Source organism: Streptomyces sp. NPDC002698 (assembly GCF_042888945.1).
GTDB lineage: Bacteria > Actinomycetota > Actinomycetes > Streptomycetales > Streptomycetaceae > Streptomyces.
Genome location: NZ_JBIAQM010000028.1, coordinates 13,810 through 29,489, shown reverse-complemented (window position 1 = coordinate 29,489; position 15,680 = coordinate 13,810). Strand labels below are relative to the sequence as shown.

The following is a 15,680-nucleotide window of genomic DNA, read 5'->3' as shown; positions in this document are numbered from 1 at the left end:
AGAACGTCCGGCCGGGGACCGCGCCGACTCTAGCCCAGCCGTGCGGGATCCCACGCGTCGCCCGTGAGTTCGGCGAACCCGTCCAGCAGGGCCGCGGCCACGGTCACGTCGTCGGTGAGGGGGCGGTCCCGCATGTCCGGGTCCAGTGCCGCCGCCGCGCGGGCGTAGGCGCGGCCCGCCGGGGTGCCGGGTGCGGGCGGAGTGCCCCGCAGCCGCAACGCCCTTACGGCGGCGACGAGTTCGCAGGCCAGGACCAGCCGGTACGCCTGCGCCGCCCGCAGCGCCTTGCGGGCGGCCTGGGGCGCGAAGGTCGCCGCCTCCTCCATGCCCTGGGACAGCACGACATGCCCGAGCGAGGCCGGGGTGGCGCACGCCTGTATCTCGGCGAGGGCCGAGGCGGCGCTGTACTCCAGGATCATCATCCCGGACCCGGCCGAGGAGGCGTCGGCCAAGTAGGAGCGCAGTCCGGTCAGTTCGGGACGGCCCAGGGCGGACAGCCGGGCCGCCGAGAGCCGGGCCGTGCCGAGCACGGCGAGGGCGAGCTGGTCGAGCGCGAGAGTGAGCGGCGCGGTGAAGAAGCCGCCGTGATGCCGGGCGACGGGACGGTCCGTGATGTCGTCCCAGCCGATGAGGGGGTTCTCGGCGGCGGAGTTGAGGTCGATGGACAGCACCCGGTCCAGGCCGGACCACGCCTCCATCGCGGGGCCGTGGGCCTGCGGGAAGCACCGGAAGCCGAAGGGGTCCTGCACCCGTGTCGGCGTTCTGTCCGGCAGCCCGGGTACACCTGCGTTCCTGCCGGTCGTCGCGCCGAGCAGCCGGCGGACGCGTGCCGCCACCCCCGCGATCGCCGGGTGCGCGTGGGCTTCGTGGACCTCCGGCGCGTACGGTTCGAGGGAGCCGTCCACCGCGTGCAGGGCCAGCGCGGCCACGAGGTGTGCGGCACGCAGCGGCACCCCGAGGTCGTGCCGGGCGAGAGCGGACTCCCCGAGGGTGAGGGCGTTGCTGCTCAACAGGGCCAGCGCGTCCCCGCGTCGCAGGGGAAGGCGCTCGGGGAACGGGTCAGGGGGGACAAGGCTCTCCGAAACCGCCCGGTCCCGTGTCCAGGTGTCGTGTCCGAAGAGCGCGAGCCCCAGCCGGGCCAGCGCGGTCAGATCACCGGTGCCCACGGACCCGTACTCGAGCACCCGGGGACGCACTCCCGCTCGCAGTGCCTGCGCGACGGCCGTGGCGGTCTCGGGGCCCAGCCCCGAACCACCGGCCAGGAGCTGATTCGCGCGGACCACCATCATCGCCCGGACCCGGCGGGCCGGCAGGGCTTCGCCCACACCGCCCGCGTGGCTCAGCAGCAGCCGCAGATCGTGGCCCGCGCCGTCGTGTTCCTCGACGGCGAGTCCCCGGTGCGCTCCCACGCCGGTGCTGCGTCCGTAGACGCGGGCACCCTCGGCGGCCAGCCGGTGGGCCGCCCGGCGCGTGCGTTCCATCGCCTCGAGTGCCTTCGGGCACAGGGAGAGCGGCGTCGCCCCATCGGCGATCCGGGCCACGGTGGCGGCGTCGAGACTCCGGCCGTCGAGGACGACACCCGGTGACGCGCTCCCGGTGGCCGGGCGGTCTGCGGCCGGGGCGCCGGTGGTGGTGCCGGCCGTGCGCTCGAGCATGACGGACGTTCACTCCTCAGCCGTACGCGGTCGCCGTCGGGAGGCCGGGCCGGGAGGACACCCTCCCGGCCCCGGGCACTGATCCGGCTGCCGGTGCCGGTGCAGACGTCAGCTCAGTCCCGCCGAGGCCAGCCAGTTCTTGGCCACGTCCAGCGGGTCCTTGCTGCCTTCCTGCACGTCGCTGTTGAGCTTCACCAGGGTCTCGGTGTCGAGCTTCGCCGAGACGTCGTTGAGAACCGAGACTCCGGCCGCGGGCAGAGCGCTCTTGTACGTGAGCGGAGTCACATTCTGGAACCCGAAGAGATCCTTGGGGTCCTGCAGTACGACGAACTTGTTCTTGCTGATTCCGGGGTCCGTCGTGAAGATGTCCGCGGCCTGGATGCTGTTCCCCTTCAGTGCCGCCACGGTCAGCGGGCCGCCCGCGTCCAGTGCCTTGAAGCTCTTGAAATCGAGACCGTATACGGACTTCAGGCCCTTCAGGCCCTGCTGCCGGGTCTGGAACTCGGGCGAGCCGCCGACGACCAGGTCCTTCGCCACGTCGGCGAGGTCGCCGATGGTCGACTTCCCCGTGAGGCCGTACTTCTTGGCCGTCGCCTCGTTCACGGCGACCGCGTCCTTGTCCTGGGCCTCGGAGGACTCCAGCAGGGACAGCTTCGGGTCGAGTTTGGCCGAGACGGCCTGGTTGGTCTCCTCGACGCTCGTCGGAGCGGCCTTGGCGTCCAGGTAGGCGAGCAGCGCGCCGTTGTACTCCGGAAGGACCGTGATCGTACCGTTCTTGATCAGACCGTACGTGGTCTCACGGCTGCCGATGTTCAGCTTGTAACTGACGTTGATGCCCTTGGACTTGAGGGCCTCGCCGTAGATGTCGGCGAGCAGGATGCTCTCGGGGAAGTTGTTGGAACCGACAACGACCGTACCGGCCTTGGCGGCGTCGCCCTTCAACGGGTCCTTGCCGTCGGTGTCGTCGGAGGAGCCGCATCCCGTCAGTGCGGCAGCGGCCACAACCAGCAGGGAAACGGCGGAGGTTACGGAGGTTCGAGTGCTTCTGGCGATGGTCACTTGGTCATCCAGACTTGGCAATCGGTGGGGCGTTGGTGGCTGGTGGGCACGGGTGACGGTCCTGACGATCCAATCGATCCGCCTCAAGTACCGTCAAGACACGAATAGATCACTGATGGGGACCGTACAGCTTCAGCCTGTAGGCGCAACGTGACCGAAACAGGAGCGAACCAGGCGTCTTCGCGTGCCACTTTTCGGTTGATCATGGCCGTACTCTGACGGCAGCCGCTAGTGTTGGCCGCGTCGAGGGCCCCCTTCCACTTGTCGGCCCGATCGCGCTGCTCGTGACCATTTGATCCATGCAGGCGGCCTGCTACGAGGCTTCCAACGGGGAATGAAGTCAAGGAGGTTGGGTGCCCGCGCACAGAAAAGCCGCCTCGGGGCAGCCGTCCGACGCTCTCGGGACCGGCCGGACACCGTCTCTGCTGGACCGCTGGCCCTTCCGCCGGAAACTCAACGTCCTGGTGATCGTGCCGCTCGCCGTCATCTCCGTGATGCTCGCCTATGTCGTCTCCGGCGAGATCGGCCGGGCCCGGTCCGCCGCCGACACCGCCCAACTCGTCCGCGACAGCACGCAGGTGACGAAACTCATCGACGCCGTGCAGACCGAGCACCGCCAGGCCCTCCTGGTCTCGCTGCGCTACGAGGCCGCGCCCTCGGCGAAGAGCGCGCCGGACACCGCCGCCTACCTGGCCGCGCAGGCGCAGGTCGGCGCCCGCATCGAAGCGGTCCGGGCCGCCTACGGCGACCGGCTGCCCGACGGCGAGGCCCAGGCGCTGAAGGAGCTCGAAGGCCTGGACAGCCTCCGCAAGACCGTCGAGCAGGGGCCGATCCCCGCCGACAACATCGACCCCGCCTACGGATCGGTGATCGAGGGGCTCATCGACGGCCTCGGTCTCGGCCGGTCGGGCAGCGAGTCCTCCGCGTCCGCGGGCAATCTGCTCGACGCGCTGCTGCGCGCCGACACCGCCCACGCCTCCTTCGAGACCAGCGTCTTCGCCGCCCGCACCCGTGACTCCAACGCGCTCATCGAGTTCACCGGCGCCGTCGGCGACTACGACCAGTACACCTACCAGGCCGAGCGGTTCACCCGGTTCGCCGGCACGGAACAGGGCAGCGACCTCGCCGAGATCGAGCACAGCCCGTACCAGAGCGTCATCACCCAGCACTGGGCCGCGCTCCAGGTCGACACCGGAGCGCTGGTCGCCGAGAACGCGACACAGTTGCGGGCCGCGCTCGACGAGGCGCTGCGCGCCGGTCCCACCTATGAGCGGCAGGCCGAGAACCGCCTGAAGATCGTCCAGTCGCTGATCGGCGGCATCGCGGGGAACGCCCAGTCCGCGTCGAACTCCGCCTGGTGGCGGGTGGTCTGGCTGATCGCCGGCATCCTGGCCGCCTTCGCGGCCTGGCTGCTGTTCTCCGTGCTGACCCGGCGTTCCGTGGTGCGGACCGTACGGACCCTCACGGCGGCGGCCCAGCATGTGGCCGGTGCCGCGGGGAGCGAGCTCGCCCGTGTCGCGGACGACGACGCCGACGACGCGAGCCCGCCGCGGCTGGAGGCCGTTCCCGTGCTGGTGCGCGACGAGATCGGTGAACTGGCCGAGGCCTTCAACCGGGTTCAGGTGACCGCGAGCGCGCTGCTGGAACGCCAGGTCGTCAGCCGGCGCAACATCGCCGAGATGTTCGGCAACGTCGGCCGCCGCGTCAGTAATCTGACGGCCCGCCAACTCGCCCTGATCGACTCGGTGGAGCGCGGCGAGACCGACCCCGAGGTGCTGGACCGGCTCTACCGCATCGACCACATCGCCGTCCGCCTCCAGCGCAACGCCGACAGTCTCATGCTGCTCGCGGGGATCAGCGAGACCGGTCTGAACACCGAACCGATGCGGCTCAGCAACATCGTCCGTGCCGCGCTCGGCCAGATCGAGGGCTTCCAGCGCGTGACTCCGCACGCCGAGGGCGATGTCACCGTCGTCCCCGACATCGTCGGCGATCTGACCCTCATGCTCGCCGAACTCCTGGAGAACGCCGTGATGTTCTCCCCGGCGACCAGCGGCGTCGAGGTCGTCCTGAGGCCCCGGCACCAAGGGGGCGGAGCCCTCGTCGAGATCATCGACCACGGACTCGGCATGAGCCCCGAGCGGTTGGCGCAGGAGAACGCCCGGCTGATCCGGCGCGAGCGCCTCGACCTGGCGCCGACGGAGGTGCTCGGTCTGTTCGTGGTCGGCGGTCTGTCCCGGCGCTGGGGCATCGAGGTCGCCCTGTCCCGCACCCCGGGCGGCGGTGTCACCGCCACCGTCGCGGTGCCCGCGGCCCACCTCGTGCCCGGTGACCAGGCCTCCGCCGCCGTACGGGCCCCGCGGATGCAGCCGCCCGCGCGCCGCCCCGGCCCCGGTGAGCCGCGCAAGGCGCGGCTCGAGGCGCCGGCCGGACCCGCGGGCCTGCCCCGCAGGGTGCCCTCGCGGCCCCGGGGCACCGAGCCCCCCAACCACGCCCGCCGTTCGGAGGCGGCGGACACCGGCGCCGAGCGCCCGACGACGCACGGCGGTGCCCGGCCCGGCACCGCGGCCGACCCGGCACCCACCGGCCCGGCGCGGTCCGGCGACACCGGTCCGCTGCGCCGCAGGGTACGCGGGGCGACCCTGTCGGCCGGCACCGCCGCGAGCCGGCTGCCCAGACCCACCGAACCACCCACCCACCGCAGGCCGCCCTCCTGGCAGCCCACGGACGCCGAGGCCGCGCGCTCCGAACTCGACGAGTTCGAGGCCGCCGTGCTGCGGGCCGAACGCGAGAGCGCGACCGAGGACCACACGACCACGGTGACCCGGCCGGGCGGCAGAACCGGTCCCACCGGGACCGACACCCAGAACAGAAGACCCTCTTCTCCGGAAGGCATGAGCACGTGACGATGTGGACAGGCGGGCCCGAGTCCCGGACAGCGGAACCCGCGGCGGACGTGAAGGCCGCCGCCGCCGACTTCAACTGGCTGCTCAACCGATTCGCCACCGAGACGGCCGGGGTCGTGGACGTGATCGGCGTCTCCTCCGACGGGCTGCTCATCGCGGTGTCCCAACTGCGCGGCCAGGCCGACTCCGAGCGGCTCGCGGCGATCGTCTCCGGAATCACCAGCCTCGCCATGGGGGCCTCCGGCAACTACGGCCTCGGCAGCCTCAACAAGGTCATCATCGACCTGGAGGAAGGGCATGTGCTGGTGTCCGCGCTCGGCGCCGGCGCGGTGCTCGGCGTGGTCACCTCGAAGGAGGCGAAACTCGGCAACATCGCCTACGAGATGACCCTCTTCGCCAACCGGGCCGGTGCCGTGCTGAGCCCGCAACTGGTGATGGAGCTGAAGAGAACCGTGGGCGTCGCACCGGCCGGCTGATGTCCGACGGCGCGTCACATGACCGGTGACGCGCGCACAGGTGAAGGGGGAGGACGTGATGACGTCCGGCGAGCCATTGGCCGGCGGCGGCGCCGAACGGGGAGTGGAACGCCCCGCCTCGGTCGTCCGGCCGTTCCTGCTGACCGCGGGACGGATCGCCGGCGGCGACAGTCTCGTACCGCCGATCCCGATCGAGACACAGGTGGTGGCCACGAATGTGGGACTGGCGACGCTGGACCGCTTCGTCTTCGACCAGCACCGCGACATCATCACGGTCTGTCGTGAGCCGCAGTCGCTCGCGGAGATCGCGGCGAGGCTCCGGATGCACTTGAACGTGGTCCGGGTTCTCGCCGACGACCTGCGCGCCGACGGTCAACTGGCCCTGTACGCGCCGCAGGCCCGCTCCAACCGCGATGTCACTGTTCTGCGAAGGGTGATCGATGGTCTCCGAGCTGTCCCCGACTCCCGGGGCTCGATCCGTGAGGGATGACGACGAGCGTCCCCGGCCGCCGCTGCCGGTCAAGATGGTGATCGCGGGCGGCTTCGGCGTGGGCAAGACCACGACGGTGGGGGCCATTTCGGAGATCGAGCCGCTGACCACCGAGGCGTCCATCACCTCGGTCGCCGCCGGTGTCGACGACCTCTCCCACACCCCGGAGAAGGTGACGACGACCGTCGCCATGGACTTCGGCTGTGTCACCCTCGATCCGACCCTGAAGCTCTACCTGTTCGGGACCCCCGGCCAGGAACGGTTCGGGTTCATGTGGGACGACCTCGTCGAGGGCGCGCTCGGCGGACTCGTCATCGTCGACACCCGGCGGCTCGACGACTGCTACGCGGCCGTCGACTACTTCGAGCACCGGGACATCCCCTTCGCGGTGGCCGTCAACGCCTTCGACGGCCGGGTCGAACACGATCTGAACGACGTACGGTGGGCCCTCGACGTCGCCGACCACGTGCCGCTGACCGTGTTCGACGCCCGCGACCGGGGGTCCGTACGCGACGCGCTGCTCGTCGTCCTCGAACACGCCCTCGCCAGGGCCGAGAGATCGGCGCACGGTCCGGGAGAGCGTCCCTGAGCGAGGGCGCGTGCCGCCCGCGGGTTCCGGCCGGACGGCCCGAAAGCCGTCCGGTCCGGCCGGGACGAGGACGGGGACGGCCCGAAGGCCGTCCCCGTCGTGGTGGTACCGCTGTCGGGCGGTGTCGCTACGCGGCGCGGCGCCTGCGTACTCCGGGTGAGACCGTCCCCCGGCCCACGGCCCAGAACAGCACGAGGACGAGCAGCGCGAGGACGGCCGTGAGGGCGGCTCCGCCGGCCACCTTCTCGTAGTTGTGCTGGTACAGGCCGTCCAGGATGTAGCGGCCGACCCCGCCGAGGGACACGTAGGCCGCGATCGTGGCCGTCGAGACGATCTGGACCGTCGCCGAGCGCAGCCCGCTGAGGATCAGGGGCAGCGCCGCCGGGACCTCGACCTGGAAGAGGATCCGTGCCTCCGGCATGCCCATGCCGCGGGCGGCGTCGACGGGGGAGGGGTCCACGGTGCGGACCGCCTCGTAGGTGGTGATGAGGACCGGCGGGATCGCCAGCACCACGAGCGGGATCATCACCGGCACGATGCCGAGGCCCAGCCAGACGAACATCAGGACCAGGAGCCCGAAGGTCGGCAGCGCGCGCGCCCCGGCGGACACGAAGGCCAGGGCGTTGCCGCCGCGCCCGGTGTGCCCGGTGACCAGGCCGATCGGCAGACCGATGGCCGAGGCGATCGCGAGGGCCGCGGCCGTGTACTGGACGTGCTCCCACACCCGCTGCGGGATGCCGTCGTAGCCGTGCCAGTGCGAGCCGTCGCTGAAGAAGGCCTGCATGAAGTTCAGTACGTTCACGAGGCGCCCTCCGGGGTGCCGGCACCGGCGTCCGCGGCCGCGGCTCCGGAGCGCCCGGCGGCACCGCCGGACGGAGGCTGCCAGGGGGTGAGGACCCGCCGCAGCAGGACCAGCAGGGCGTCGATCACGACCGCGAGAACGGCGATGGTGACCACCGCGGTCACGGCGAGCCGGGGGAGACCGTACAACTGCGCGTAGGTCAGCAGATTCCCGAACGCGCCCTGGTTGCCGATCAGCGCGCCGACGCTCACCAGGCTGATGCTCGAGGCGACGGCCACACGCAGCCCGGCCATGATCGCCGGTACCGCGATGGGCAGTTGGACCTGGAAGTAGCGGCGCACGACACCGATGCCCATGGCGGAGGCGGCGGCGTTCGTCTCCTCGGGGACCGAGCGGACCCCGTCGACCACCGCCGGGACGAGCACGACGAGGCTGTACAGGCACAGCGGGATCATCACGGTCAGCAGACTCAGCCCGGTGTAGTCGATGAGCACCACGAAGAAGGCGATGGAGGGGATCGCGTAGAGCACCGTCGAGGTCCACAGCACCGGCGCGTAGAGCCAGTCGTAGTGGACGCACAGCAGGCCGATCGGCACGGCCAGCAGCAACCCGGCCAGCACGGGGACGAGCGCCTCCTCCAGATGGAGGACGATCAGGCCGGCATAGCTGTGCTGGATGGCGCTCGGGATGTCGAAGAACCCGTTCATCGCGCGGCCTTCGCCGTCGCCGTCTCCTGCGGGGCGTCCGCCGCCCGGCGCTGCCGGGCCGACCGGATCGCCGCGGCGACCGTCTCCTGCCCGGCGACCCCGAGCACCTTCCCGGAACCGTCGACGCCGACGGCCCGTCCGGTCGGCGACAGCACGGCACGGTCGAGCGCGACCCGCAGCGAGTCGCGGCCCACCTCGAAGCTCGGGCCGTACGGTTCGAGGTCCGCGACGTCTCCGCCCCAGGTGCCGGGGTCGGCCCAGCCGAGCGGCCTGCCGTCGGCGTCGGTCACCAGCACGGGCGTCCCCTCCGGGGCGCGTCCGGCGATCTCCCGCCAGTCGGAGCCGACGGGGAAGACCCGGGAGCGGTCGAGTCCGAGATCGCGGGTGGAGAGGAACGACAGACCGCGGATGCCCCGGTCCGCGCCGAGGAACCGCTCGACGAACGGGTCGGCCGGCGCCGAGAGGATCTCGTCGGGGGCGGCGAACTGGGCGAGCCTGCCGCCGGTGCGCAGCACGGCGATGCGGTCGCCGATGGTGATCGCCTCGTCCATGTCGTGGGTGACGAACACGATGGCCTTGCCCAGTTCGCCCTGGATGCGCAGCAACTCCTCCTGGAGTCCCCGGCGTACGACCGGGTCGACCGCGGAGAACGGCTCGTCCATGAGCAGGATGGGCGGGTCGGCCGCCAACGCCCGCGCGACGCCGACGCGTTGCTGCTGGCCGCCGGAGAGCTGGTACGGATAGCGGCGGGCCAGGGCCGGATCGAGGCCGACCCGTTCCATCAGTTCCGCGGCGCGCTCCCGGGCGCGCTGCTTGGACCAGCCGAGCAGCCGGGGCACGGTGGCGATGTTGTCGACGATCGTCCGGTGCTGGAAGAGGCCGGCGTTCTGGATGACGTAACCCATCGAGCGCCGGAGGGCGTTGACGGGGCGGGCGCGGATGTCCTCGCCGTCGACCCGGATCGTGCCGCTGCTCGGCTCGATCATGCGGTTGATCATGCGGAGCGTGGTGGTCTTGCCGCAGCCCGAAGGTCCGACGAGAACGGTGATGGAGTGATCCGGTATCTGGAGGGACAGGCGATCGACGGCCACCGTGCCGTCGGCGTATCGCTTGCTGACATCTTCGATGGCTATCAAGCGTCGAAACCCTTCGGGAACGGCCTTGCCCGCGCGTGGCGCGATCACGTGCACGAGGGTGCGTAGTCTAGCCAGACGATGTTCGTTCCCGGTCATGACAGATCGTGAATGTCGTGCGTACGTCCGCTTTTCCCGGGCGCACAGGGCCTCCCGGCCTCACGGGGTCCCGGTCAACTCCTCCCCGGGCCCGTACCGTTCGGCGATCAGCCCTCGGAACCCACGGAAGCCGAGCCCGCGGTGACCAGTTCCCGCGGGCGCTCGTTCTCCAGGGGCTGCTGCATCCGCTCCACGGGCCCGCGGCCACCCTGCCGCCACAGCCACGCGATGTCACGGCCGAACGACCACACGAGCAGCGCGAGCGCGGTCAGCACGGCGGCCATCTCCGCTTCGTACGGCAGGAGTCCGGAGCCCGCGACCAGCAGGATGACGCCCTGGAGGGCCGCCACCGTCTTGCGCGCCATGCTCGGCGGCAGCTCGCCGTTCAGCCACGGCATCACCCGGGCGGCGGCGACGAACGCGTACCGCATCGTGCCGATCAGCAGCACCCACGGACCGAGCGACATCCCGACGTACACGCTCAGCACGAGGATCAGGAACGCGTCCACCTCCATGTCGAAGCGGGCGCCCAGGGCCGAGGACGTTCCGGTCCGCCGGGCCACCTTGCCGTCGACGCCGTCGAGGATCAGCGCGACCGCCGTCAGACCGACCAGCAGGCTGACCGGCGGCGAGCTCTCGAAGGAGTCCGCGACCAGCGCGGTGACTCCGCCCACCAGGATCGCGCGGCCGAGCGTGACCCGGTTGGCGGGTCCGAACGAGCGGGGCTGTGTGCGCCGCAGCGCGCGGGTGAGCACCGCCCAGGTGGCGAACGCGAACACCAGGCCGGTCAGCCAGCCCGCGGGCCCCATCCCGATCGCCGTGCCCAGCAGGGCCAGGACCAGGAGCTGCACGCCGGCTCCCACCATGGTCTCCTGCTGGGGAAGCCTTGCGCCGTACATGTTGTTCAGGGCCACCGCAGATCCTCCGGCCGAATGACAGATTCGATCAACGCCGCGTACCGTGTGCGCGACTTGTCACTGCTCCGTACGTGAAGAGCTGCGGAATCGTTCAGGGGGACGCTCATGGAACTCACAGCTCGCGCCTTCTGGCTCGCATCTCCGGGCCACGGCGAGATCCGTGACGTCACCCTCAACGCGCCCGCGCAGGACGAGGTACTCGTCCGTACGCTCTACTCCGGAGTCAGCAGGGGCACCGAGACCCTCGTGTTCCGCGGGGGAGTCCCGGAGAACCAGCACGCCTCGATGCGCGCGCCGTTCCAGGACGGGGATTTCCCCGCACCCGTGAAATACGGCTATCTGAGTGTCGGCCGAGTGGAGGAAGGACCCGAGCGTCTGCTCGGGCGGACGGTCTTCTGCCTCTACCCGCACCAGACGCGGTACGTCGTCCCGGTGAGCGCCGTGACCGTCGTACCCGAGGCGGTGCCCGCCTCCCGCGCCGTCCTCGCCGGCACCGTCGAGACCGCGGTGAACGCCCTGTGGGACGCCGCCCCGCTCATCGGCGACCGGATCGCCGTGGTCGGCGGCGGCATGGTCGGCTGCTCGGTCGCCGCGCTGCTCGCCCGTTTCCCCGGGGTGCGCGTCCAGCTCGTCGACGCCGACCCGGCACGCGGTGCCGTCGTCCGCGCGCTCGGCGTCGATTTCGCGCTCCCCGAGGACGCCGAGGGCGAACGCGACCTCGTCGTGCACGCGAGCGCCACCGAGGCCGGACTGAACCTCTCCCTCGGTCTGCTCGCCCACGAGGGGACCGTCATCGAGCTGAGCTGGTACGGGGACCGCCGGGTCGCCCTGCCGCTCGGCGAGGCCTTCCACTCGCGTCGGCTGACCCTGCGCAGCAGCCAGGTGGGCTCCGTCTCCCCCTCCGGCCGGGCCGGAAGGACGTACGCGGACCGTCTGGCGCTCGCCCTCGAACTTCTCGCCGAACCGGCCTTCGACGCCCTGATCACCGGCGAGTGCTCCTTCGGAGAGCTCCCTGACGTGATGGGGAAACTGGCCTCCGGATCGATACCCGCCCTGTGCCACCGAGTCGCCTACGAAGAGGTTTGAGCCGACGAGAACCGGCCTGACCTCTACGGACTCCGAAGAAAGGGCGACACGCGGCTGAACAAGGTGAACCGGACAGCCGTACTACACGACGTGATCCCGGCAGGGGATCAGACGCACCGCACCTGGAGGGTCGTCCGTTGTTCAGCATCACCGTCCGCGATCACCTGATGATCGCCCACAGCTTCCGTGGCGAGGTCTTCGGACCCGCGCAGCGCCTCCACGGGGCGACGTTCCTGGTGGACGCCACCTTCCGTCGCCCCGAGCTGGACGACGACAACATCGTCGTCGACATCGGCCTGGCCACGCAGGAGCTCGGCGCCGTCGTGAGCGAGTTGAACTACCGCAATCTCGACAGCGAGCCGGACTTCAAGGACACCAACACCTCGACCGAGTTCCTGGCGAAGGTCATCGCCGACCGGCTCGCCGACCGCGTGCACGCCGGAGCCCTGGGCGCGGGCGCCCAGGGCCTCACCGGCATCACCGTCACCCTCCACGAGTCGCACATCGCCTGGGCGAGTTACGAGCGTGCCCTGTGACCGACGTGACCCTCGACAAGGCGTCCGTGCCGTCCGGGCGTGCCGCCACGGTCCCCGGACCCGGCGCCCTGAACTACGTGCCCGTGCAGAACGCGGCTCTCAAGAACGCCGAGATCATCCCCATGTCCCTGCGCACCGTGCACTTCGTGATGCCGGGCGGCGTCGACGACCCGGCCACGCCGAGCGGCGGCAACGCCTACGACCGCCGGCTCTGCCTCGACCTGCCCGGCTTCGGCTGGCAGGTCGAGCGGCACATCGTCGCCGGCGAGTGGCCCCGCCCCGGTGCCGCCGCCCGTACGGAACTCACCCGCACCCTGGCGGACCTGCCCGACGGCACGGTCGTCCTCCTCGACGGGATCGTCGCCTGCGGAGTCCCCGAGATCGTCGCTCCCGAGGCCGACCGGCTGCGTCTCGTCGTCCTCGTCCACCTGCCGCTCGGCGACGAGACGGGACTCGAGCCCGCCGTGGCCGCCGAGCTGGACGCCCTGGAACGTACGACCCTGCGGGCCGTGTCCGCCGTCGTCGCCACCAGCGAGTGGGCCGTCCGCCGGCTCGTCGCCCACCACGGCCTCGCCCCCGACCGGGTCCACGCCGCGGCCCCCGGCGCCGACATCGCACCGCTCGCCTCCGGAACCGACGGTGTCTCGCGGCTGCTGTGCGTCGCCGCGGTGACCCCGCGCAAGGGCCAGCACCGGCTCATCGAGGCCCTCGCCACCGTCACCGACCTGCCCTGGAGCTGCGTCTGCGTCGGCGGTCTGGCCCAGGACCCGGCCTACGTCGACCATCTGCGCGCCCTGATCGCCCAGCACGGCCTCGGCGACCGGCTGCACCTCGCCGGACCGCAGGCCGGCGCCGAACTCGACGCCAGCTACGCCTCGGCCGACCTCATGGTCCTCACCTCGTACGCGGAGACGTACGGCATGGCCGTCACCGAGGCCCTGGCCCGCGGCATCCCCGTGCTCGCCACGGACGTCGGCGGTGTGCCCGAGGCCGTCGGACGCGCCCCCGACGGCGGGGTGCCCGGCATCCTCGTCCCCCCGGAGGACCCGGCGGCCCTCGCCGCCGAGCTGCGCGGCTGGTTCGGCGAGGCCGACGTGCGGCGCCGGCTGAAGGCCGCCGCCCGCGGACGCCGTGCCGCGCTCGACGGCTGGGCCACCACCGCGCGCAGCCTGGCCGGTGTGCTCGGCCGGCTGCCCCAGGAACCCCGGAGGGCGGCGTGAGTACCGCGACGACCCCCGCGAGCGGGCCGGACTCCGGCCTCCCCGAGGAGAAGGTGAGGACGGGCGTGCCCGGTCAGCGAGTCGGGGACCCTGAGGCCGAAGAGGTGCGCTACGCGCCCCAGTGGCTCCAGCTGCGCGAGCCCGCCGACGCCGCCGCGCGGGCGGTCGACCTCCTCGACCCGCTGCGCATCCGGCTGGCCAACCGGCCCGTGCGCGGCGGCCTGGCCATCCACGACCTCGGCTGCGGCACCGGCTCCATGGGCCGCTGGCTGGCGCCCCGGCTCGACGGCGCCCAGCACTGGATCCTGCACGACCGGGACCCGTACCTGCTGCACTTCGCCACCGTCGGGGCGCCCAAGGCGGCGGCCGACGGCAGCCACGTCGGCGTCACCACCCAGCGCGGTGACATCGGGCGGCTGACCGCGGACGCCCTGGCCGGCGCCTCCCTGGTGACCGCGTCGGCGCTGCTCGACGTGCTCACCGCCGAGGAGATCGACCGGCTCGCGGCGGCCTGCGCCGGCGCCGGCGTGCCCGCCCTGCTGACGCTGTCCGTCGCCGGCCGGGTCGAATTCAGCCCGGCCGACCCGCTGGACGCCGAGATCACCGAGGCGTTCAACGCCCACCAGCGGCGCGGCGACCTGCTCGGCCCGGACGCCGTCACCGCCGCCTGCGAGGCGTTCGCCCGCTACGACGCGACCGTGCGGGTGCATCCGAGCCCCTGGCGGCTCGGCCCCGACGAGGCCGCCCTGACCGCGGAGTGGCTGCGCGGCTGGGTCGGCGCGGCGGTGGAGGAGCGCCCCGAGCTGGCCGGACGGGCGGAGTCGTATCTGGAGTCGCGCCTGGCGGCGTGTGCCGCGGGCGAGCTGCGGGTCGTCGTCCACCACAGCGATGTGCTGGCGCTGCCCCACCCTGTCGGGGGTGCGGCGTGAGCGCGGGCCTGGAGACACTGGGACCGGCCGCCTCCTTGGCGGCCGCGGCCCCGGACCTCGACGGCCCGCTTCTGAACATCCCCGCGGAGTCCGGCGCCTCGCGGGCGCCGGGCCCCACGGGTGCGGGACCGGGGTCCGTCCCGGCCGAGGGCTCCGGGAGCCCGGCGGCCGGGGGAACCCCCCGGGCCCGGCGCGTGTCCGGACGTGTGCGCAAGCACTTCGGCGCCACGGCCGGCGTCCTCATCCTCGGAGTGCTGCTCTGGCGGCTGGGTACCGGGGTGTTCGTGGACGGGCTGCGGCGCATCGACGGGACCACCCTGACGGTGGCGATGGCGATCGGGCTGCTCACCACGGTGTTCAGCGCCTGGCGGTGGTGCCTGGTCGCGCGCGAGCTGCGCATCGAACTCCCGCTGGGCGCGGCCGTCGCGGACTACTACCGCGCGCTGTTCCTGAACGCCGCGCTGCCCGGCGGGGTCCTCGGCGACGTGCACCGGGCGGTACGGCACGGGCAGAGCGCCGGCGACATCGGCCGGGGCGTGCGCTCGGTGGTGCTGGAACGCACCGCGGGACAGGCCGTGCTGGTGGCCGTCGGCGCGGTGGTGCTGCTCACCCAGCCGTCACCCGTGCTCGCGCAGGCCCGCGAGGCCGCGCTGCTCCTCGCGCTCGTCTCGGTGTGCGGCGCGGTGACCTTCGGTGTCGTCCGCAGGCGTCGGACCTCTTCCGCCACCGGACGGTACGGAGCCGTCCGCGGCGCGCTCGCCGAGGCCCGGGGTGCCCTGCTGGCCCGGCGCAGCTGGCCCGGTGTGACGCTCGCGTCGGTCCTGGTGCTCGCCGGTCATCTGGCGATGTTCGTGCTCGCCGCCCGGGCCGCCGGATCCGGCGCGTCCGTCGCCCGGCTGACGCCGCTGGCCCTGCTGGCCCTGCTGGCCATGGGGCTGCCGCTGAACGTCGGGGGCTGGGGCCCCCGCGAGGGCGCCACCGCCTGGGCGTTCGGCGCCGCCGGGCTCGGCGCCGGCATGGGACTGACCGTCGCGGTGATCTACGGCGTGCTCAGCCTCGCGGCGAGCCTGCCCGGC

14 protein-coding genes and 1 pseudogene are annotated in these 15,680 nt (G+C 72.3%); 9 read left to right on the top strand and 6 right to left on the bottom strand.

Annotated elements, in window-relative coordinates; genetic code table 11:
* Positions 1-29: 29 nt before the first annotated feature.
* On the bottom strand, positions 30-1,655 hold the full coding sequence (locus ACFYW9_RS30250) for an aromatic amino acid ammonia-lyase (RefSeq protein WP_389156870.1): 1,626 nt from the start codon (positions 1,653-1,655) through the stop codon (positions 30-32).
* A 108-nt stretch (positions 1,656-1,763) separates the two neighbouring features.
* On the bottom strand, positions 1,764-2,666 hold the full coding sequence (locus ACFYW9_RS30245) for an ABC transporter substrate-binding protein (RefSeq protein WP_389157016.1): 903 nt from the start codon (positions 2,664-2,666) through the stop codon (positions 1,764-1,766).
* Positions 2,667-3,067: 401 nt separating this feature from the next.
* On the opposite strand from ACFYW9_RS30245, the gene ACFYW9_RS30240 reads away from it, so the two are divergent.
* From ACFYW9_RS30240 to ACFYW9_RS30225, 4 genes are read left to right on the top strand one after another with little or no spacing between them, the layout of a single operon-like run.
* Positions 3,068-5,620, top strand: coding sequence for an ATP-binding protein (locus ACFYW9_RS30240; RefSeq protein ID WP_389156867.1), 2,553 nt, complete (start codon positions 3,068-3,070; stop codon positions 5,618-5,620).
* Positions 5,621-5,622: 2 nt separating this feature from the next.
* Positions 5,623-6,096 carry a roadblock/LC7 domain-containing protein gene (locus ACFYW9_RS30235; RefSeq protein ID WP_326790727.1) on the top strand — a complete coding sequence of 158 codons (474 nt, stop codon included), beginning with the start codon at positions 5,623-5,625 and terminating at the stop codon, positions 6,094-6,096.
* Between the two features lie 58 nt (positions 6,097-6,154).
* Positions 6,155-6,586: a DUF742 domain-containing protein gene (locus ACFYW9_RS30230; RefSeq protein ID WP_351862340.1), complete on the top strand. Its 432-nt coding sequence runs from the start codon at positions 6,155-6,157 to the stop codon at positions 6,584-6,586.
* A complete protein-coding gene (locus ACFYW9_RS30225; RefSeq protein WP_389156863.1) occupies positions 6,537-7,175 on the top strand; it encodes an ATP/GTP-binding protein in 639 nt (212 codons plus the stop codon). The genes ACFYW9_RS30230 and ACFYW9_RS30225 overlap by 50 nt, the downstream gene beginning before the upstream one ends.
* Before the next feature lie 127 nt (positions 7,176-7,302).
* On the opposite strand, the gene ACFYW9_RS30220 is transcribed toward ACFYW9_RS30225, so the two are convergent.
* The 4 genes from ACFYW9_RS30220 to ACFYW9_RS30205 form a co-directional block, all read right to left on the bottom strand.
* Positions 7,303-7,977 carry an ABC transporter permease gene (locus ACFYW9_RS30220; RefSeq protein ID WP_389156859.1) on the bottom strand — a complete coding sequence of 225 codons (675 nt, stop codon included), beginning with the start codon at positions 7,975-7,977 and terminating at the stop codon, positions 7,303-7,305.
* Positions 7,974-8,684 carry an ABC transporter permease gene (locus ACFYW9_RS30215; protein WP_389156854.1) on the bottom strand — a complete coding sequence of 237 codons (711 nt, stop codon included), beginning with the start codon at positions 8,682-8,684 and terminating at the stop codon, positions 7,974-7,976. The genes ACFYW9_RS30220 and ACFYW9_RS30215 overlap by 4 nt, the downstream gene beginning before the upstream one ends.
* Complete coding sequence (locus tag ACFYW9_RS30210) at positions 8,681-9,820, bottom strand: ABC transporter ATP-binding protein (protein WP_389156851.1); 1,140 nt, start codon at positions 9,818-9,820, stop codon at positions 8,681-8,683. Before ACFYW9_RS30210 ends, ACFYW9_RS30215 begins: the two co-directional genes overlap by 4 nt.
* Before the next feature lie 203 nt (positions 9,821-10,023).
* Positions 10,024-10,830, bottom strand: a complete 807-nt coding sequence (locus ACFYW9_RS30205) for a CDP-alcohol phosphatidyltransferase family protein (RefSeq protein WP_389156848.1) — start codon at positions 10,828-10,830, stop codon at positions 10,024-10,026.
* A gap of 108 nt (positions 10,831-10,938) precedes the next feature.
* Here ACFYW9_RS30205 and ACFYW9_RS30200 point away from each other — a divergent pair, with 108 nt between their 5' ends.
* The 5 genes and pseudogenes from ACFYW9_RS30200 to ACFYW9_RS30180 form a co-directional block, all read left to right on the top strand.
* The gene (locus ACFYW9_RS30200) at positions 10,939-11,919 is read left to right on the top strand and encodes a zinc-binding alcohol dehydrogenase (RefSeq protein WP_389156845.1); all 981 of its coding nucleotides are present in this window, start codon (positions 10,939-10,941) and stop codon (positions 11,917-11,919) included.
* A 137-nt stretch (positions 11,920-12,056) separates the two neighbouring features.
* On the top strand, positions 12,057-12,455 hold the full coding sequence (locus ACFYW9_RS30195) for a 6-carboxytetrahydropterin synthase (protein ID WP_328446223.1): 399 nt from the start codon (positions 12,057-12,059) through the stop codon (positions 12,453-12,455).
* A complete protein-coding gene (locus ACFYW9_RS30190; protein WP_389156841.1) occupies positions 12,452-13,675 on the top strand; it encodes a glycosyltransferase family 4 protein in 1,224 nt (407 codons plus the stop codon). Before ACFYW9_RS30195 ends, ACFYW9_RS30190 begins: the two co-directional genes overlap by 4 nt.
* Positions 13,603-14,604, top strand: a complete 1,002-nt coding sequence (locus tag ACFYW9_RS30185; RefSeq protein ID WP_389157013.1) for a class I SAM-dependent methyltransferase — start codon at positions 13,603-13,605, stop codon at positions 14,602-14,604. Before ACFYW9_RS30190 ends, ACFYW9_RS30185 begins: the two co-directional genes overlap by 73 nt.
* Positions 14,523-15,614: pseudogene (locus ACFYW9_RS30180) on the top strand (lysylphosphatidylglycerol synthase transmembrane domain-containing protein); the annotation flags it as partial. The gene ACFYW9_RS30185 and the pseudogene ACFYW9_RS30180, both read left to right, overlap by 82 nt.
* Positions 15,615-15,680: the final 66 nt, after the last annotated feature.

What these genes read in the sequence shown, in the direction of transcription:
- ACFYW9_RS30250 (WP_389156870.1), bottom strand. Translation starts at nt 1,655, where the DNA reads ATGCTCGAGCGCACGGCCGGCACCACCACCGGCGCCCCGGCCGCAGAC.
- ACFYW9_RS30235 (WP_326790727.1), top strand. Translation starts at nt 5,623, where the DNA reads ATGTGGACAGGCGGGCCCGAGTCCCGGACAGCGGAACCCGCGGCGGAC.
- ACFYW9_RS30230 (WP_351862340.1), top strand. Translation starts at nt 6,155, where the DNA reads ATGACGTCCGGCGAGCCATTGGCCGGCGGCGGCGCCGAACGGGGAGTG.
- ACFYW9_RS30225 (WP_389156863.1), top strand. Translation starts at nt 6,537, where the DNA reads ATGGTCTCCGAGCTGTCCCCGACTCCCGGGGCTCGATCCGTGAGGGAT.
- ACFYW9_RS30215 (WP_389156854.1), bottom strand. Translation starts at nt 8,684, where the DNA reads ATGAACGGGTTCTTCGACATCCCGAGCGCCATCCAGCACAGCTATGCC.
- ACFYW9_RS30200 (WP_389156845.1), top strand. Translation starts at nt 10,939, where the DNA reads ATGGAACTCACAGCTCGCGCCTTCTGGCTCGCATCTCCGGGCCACGGC.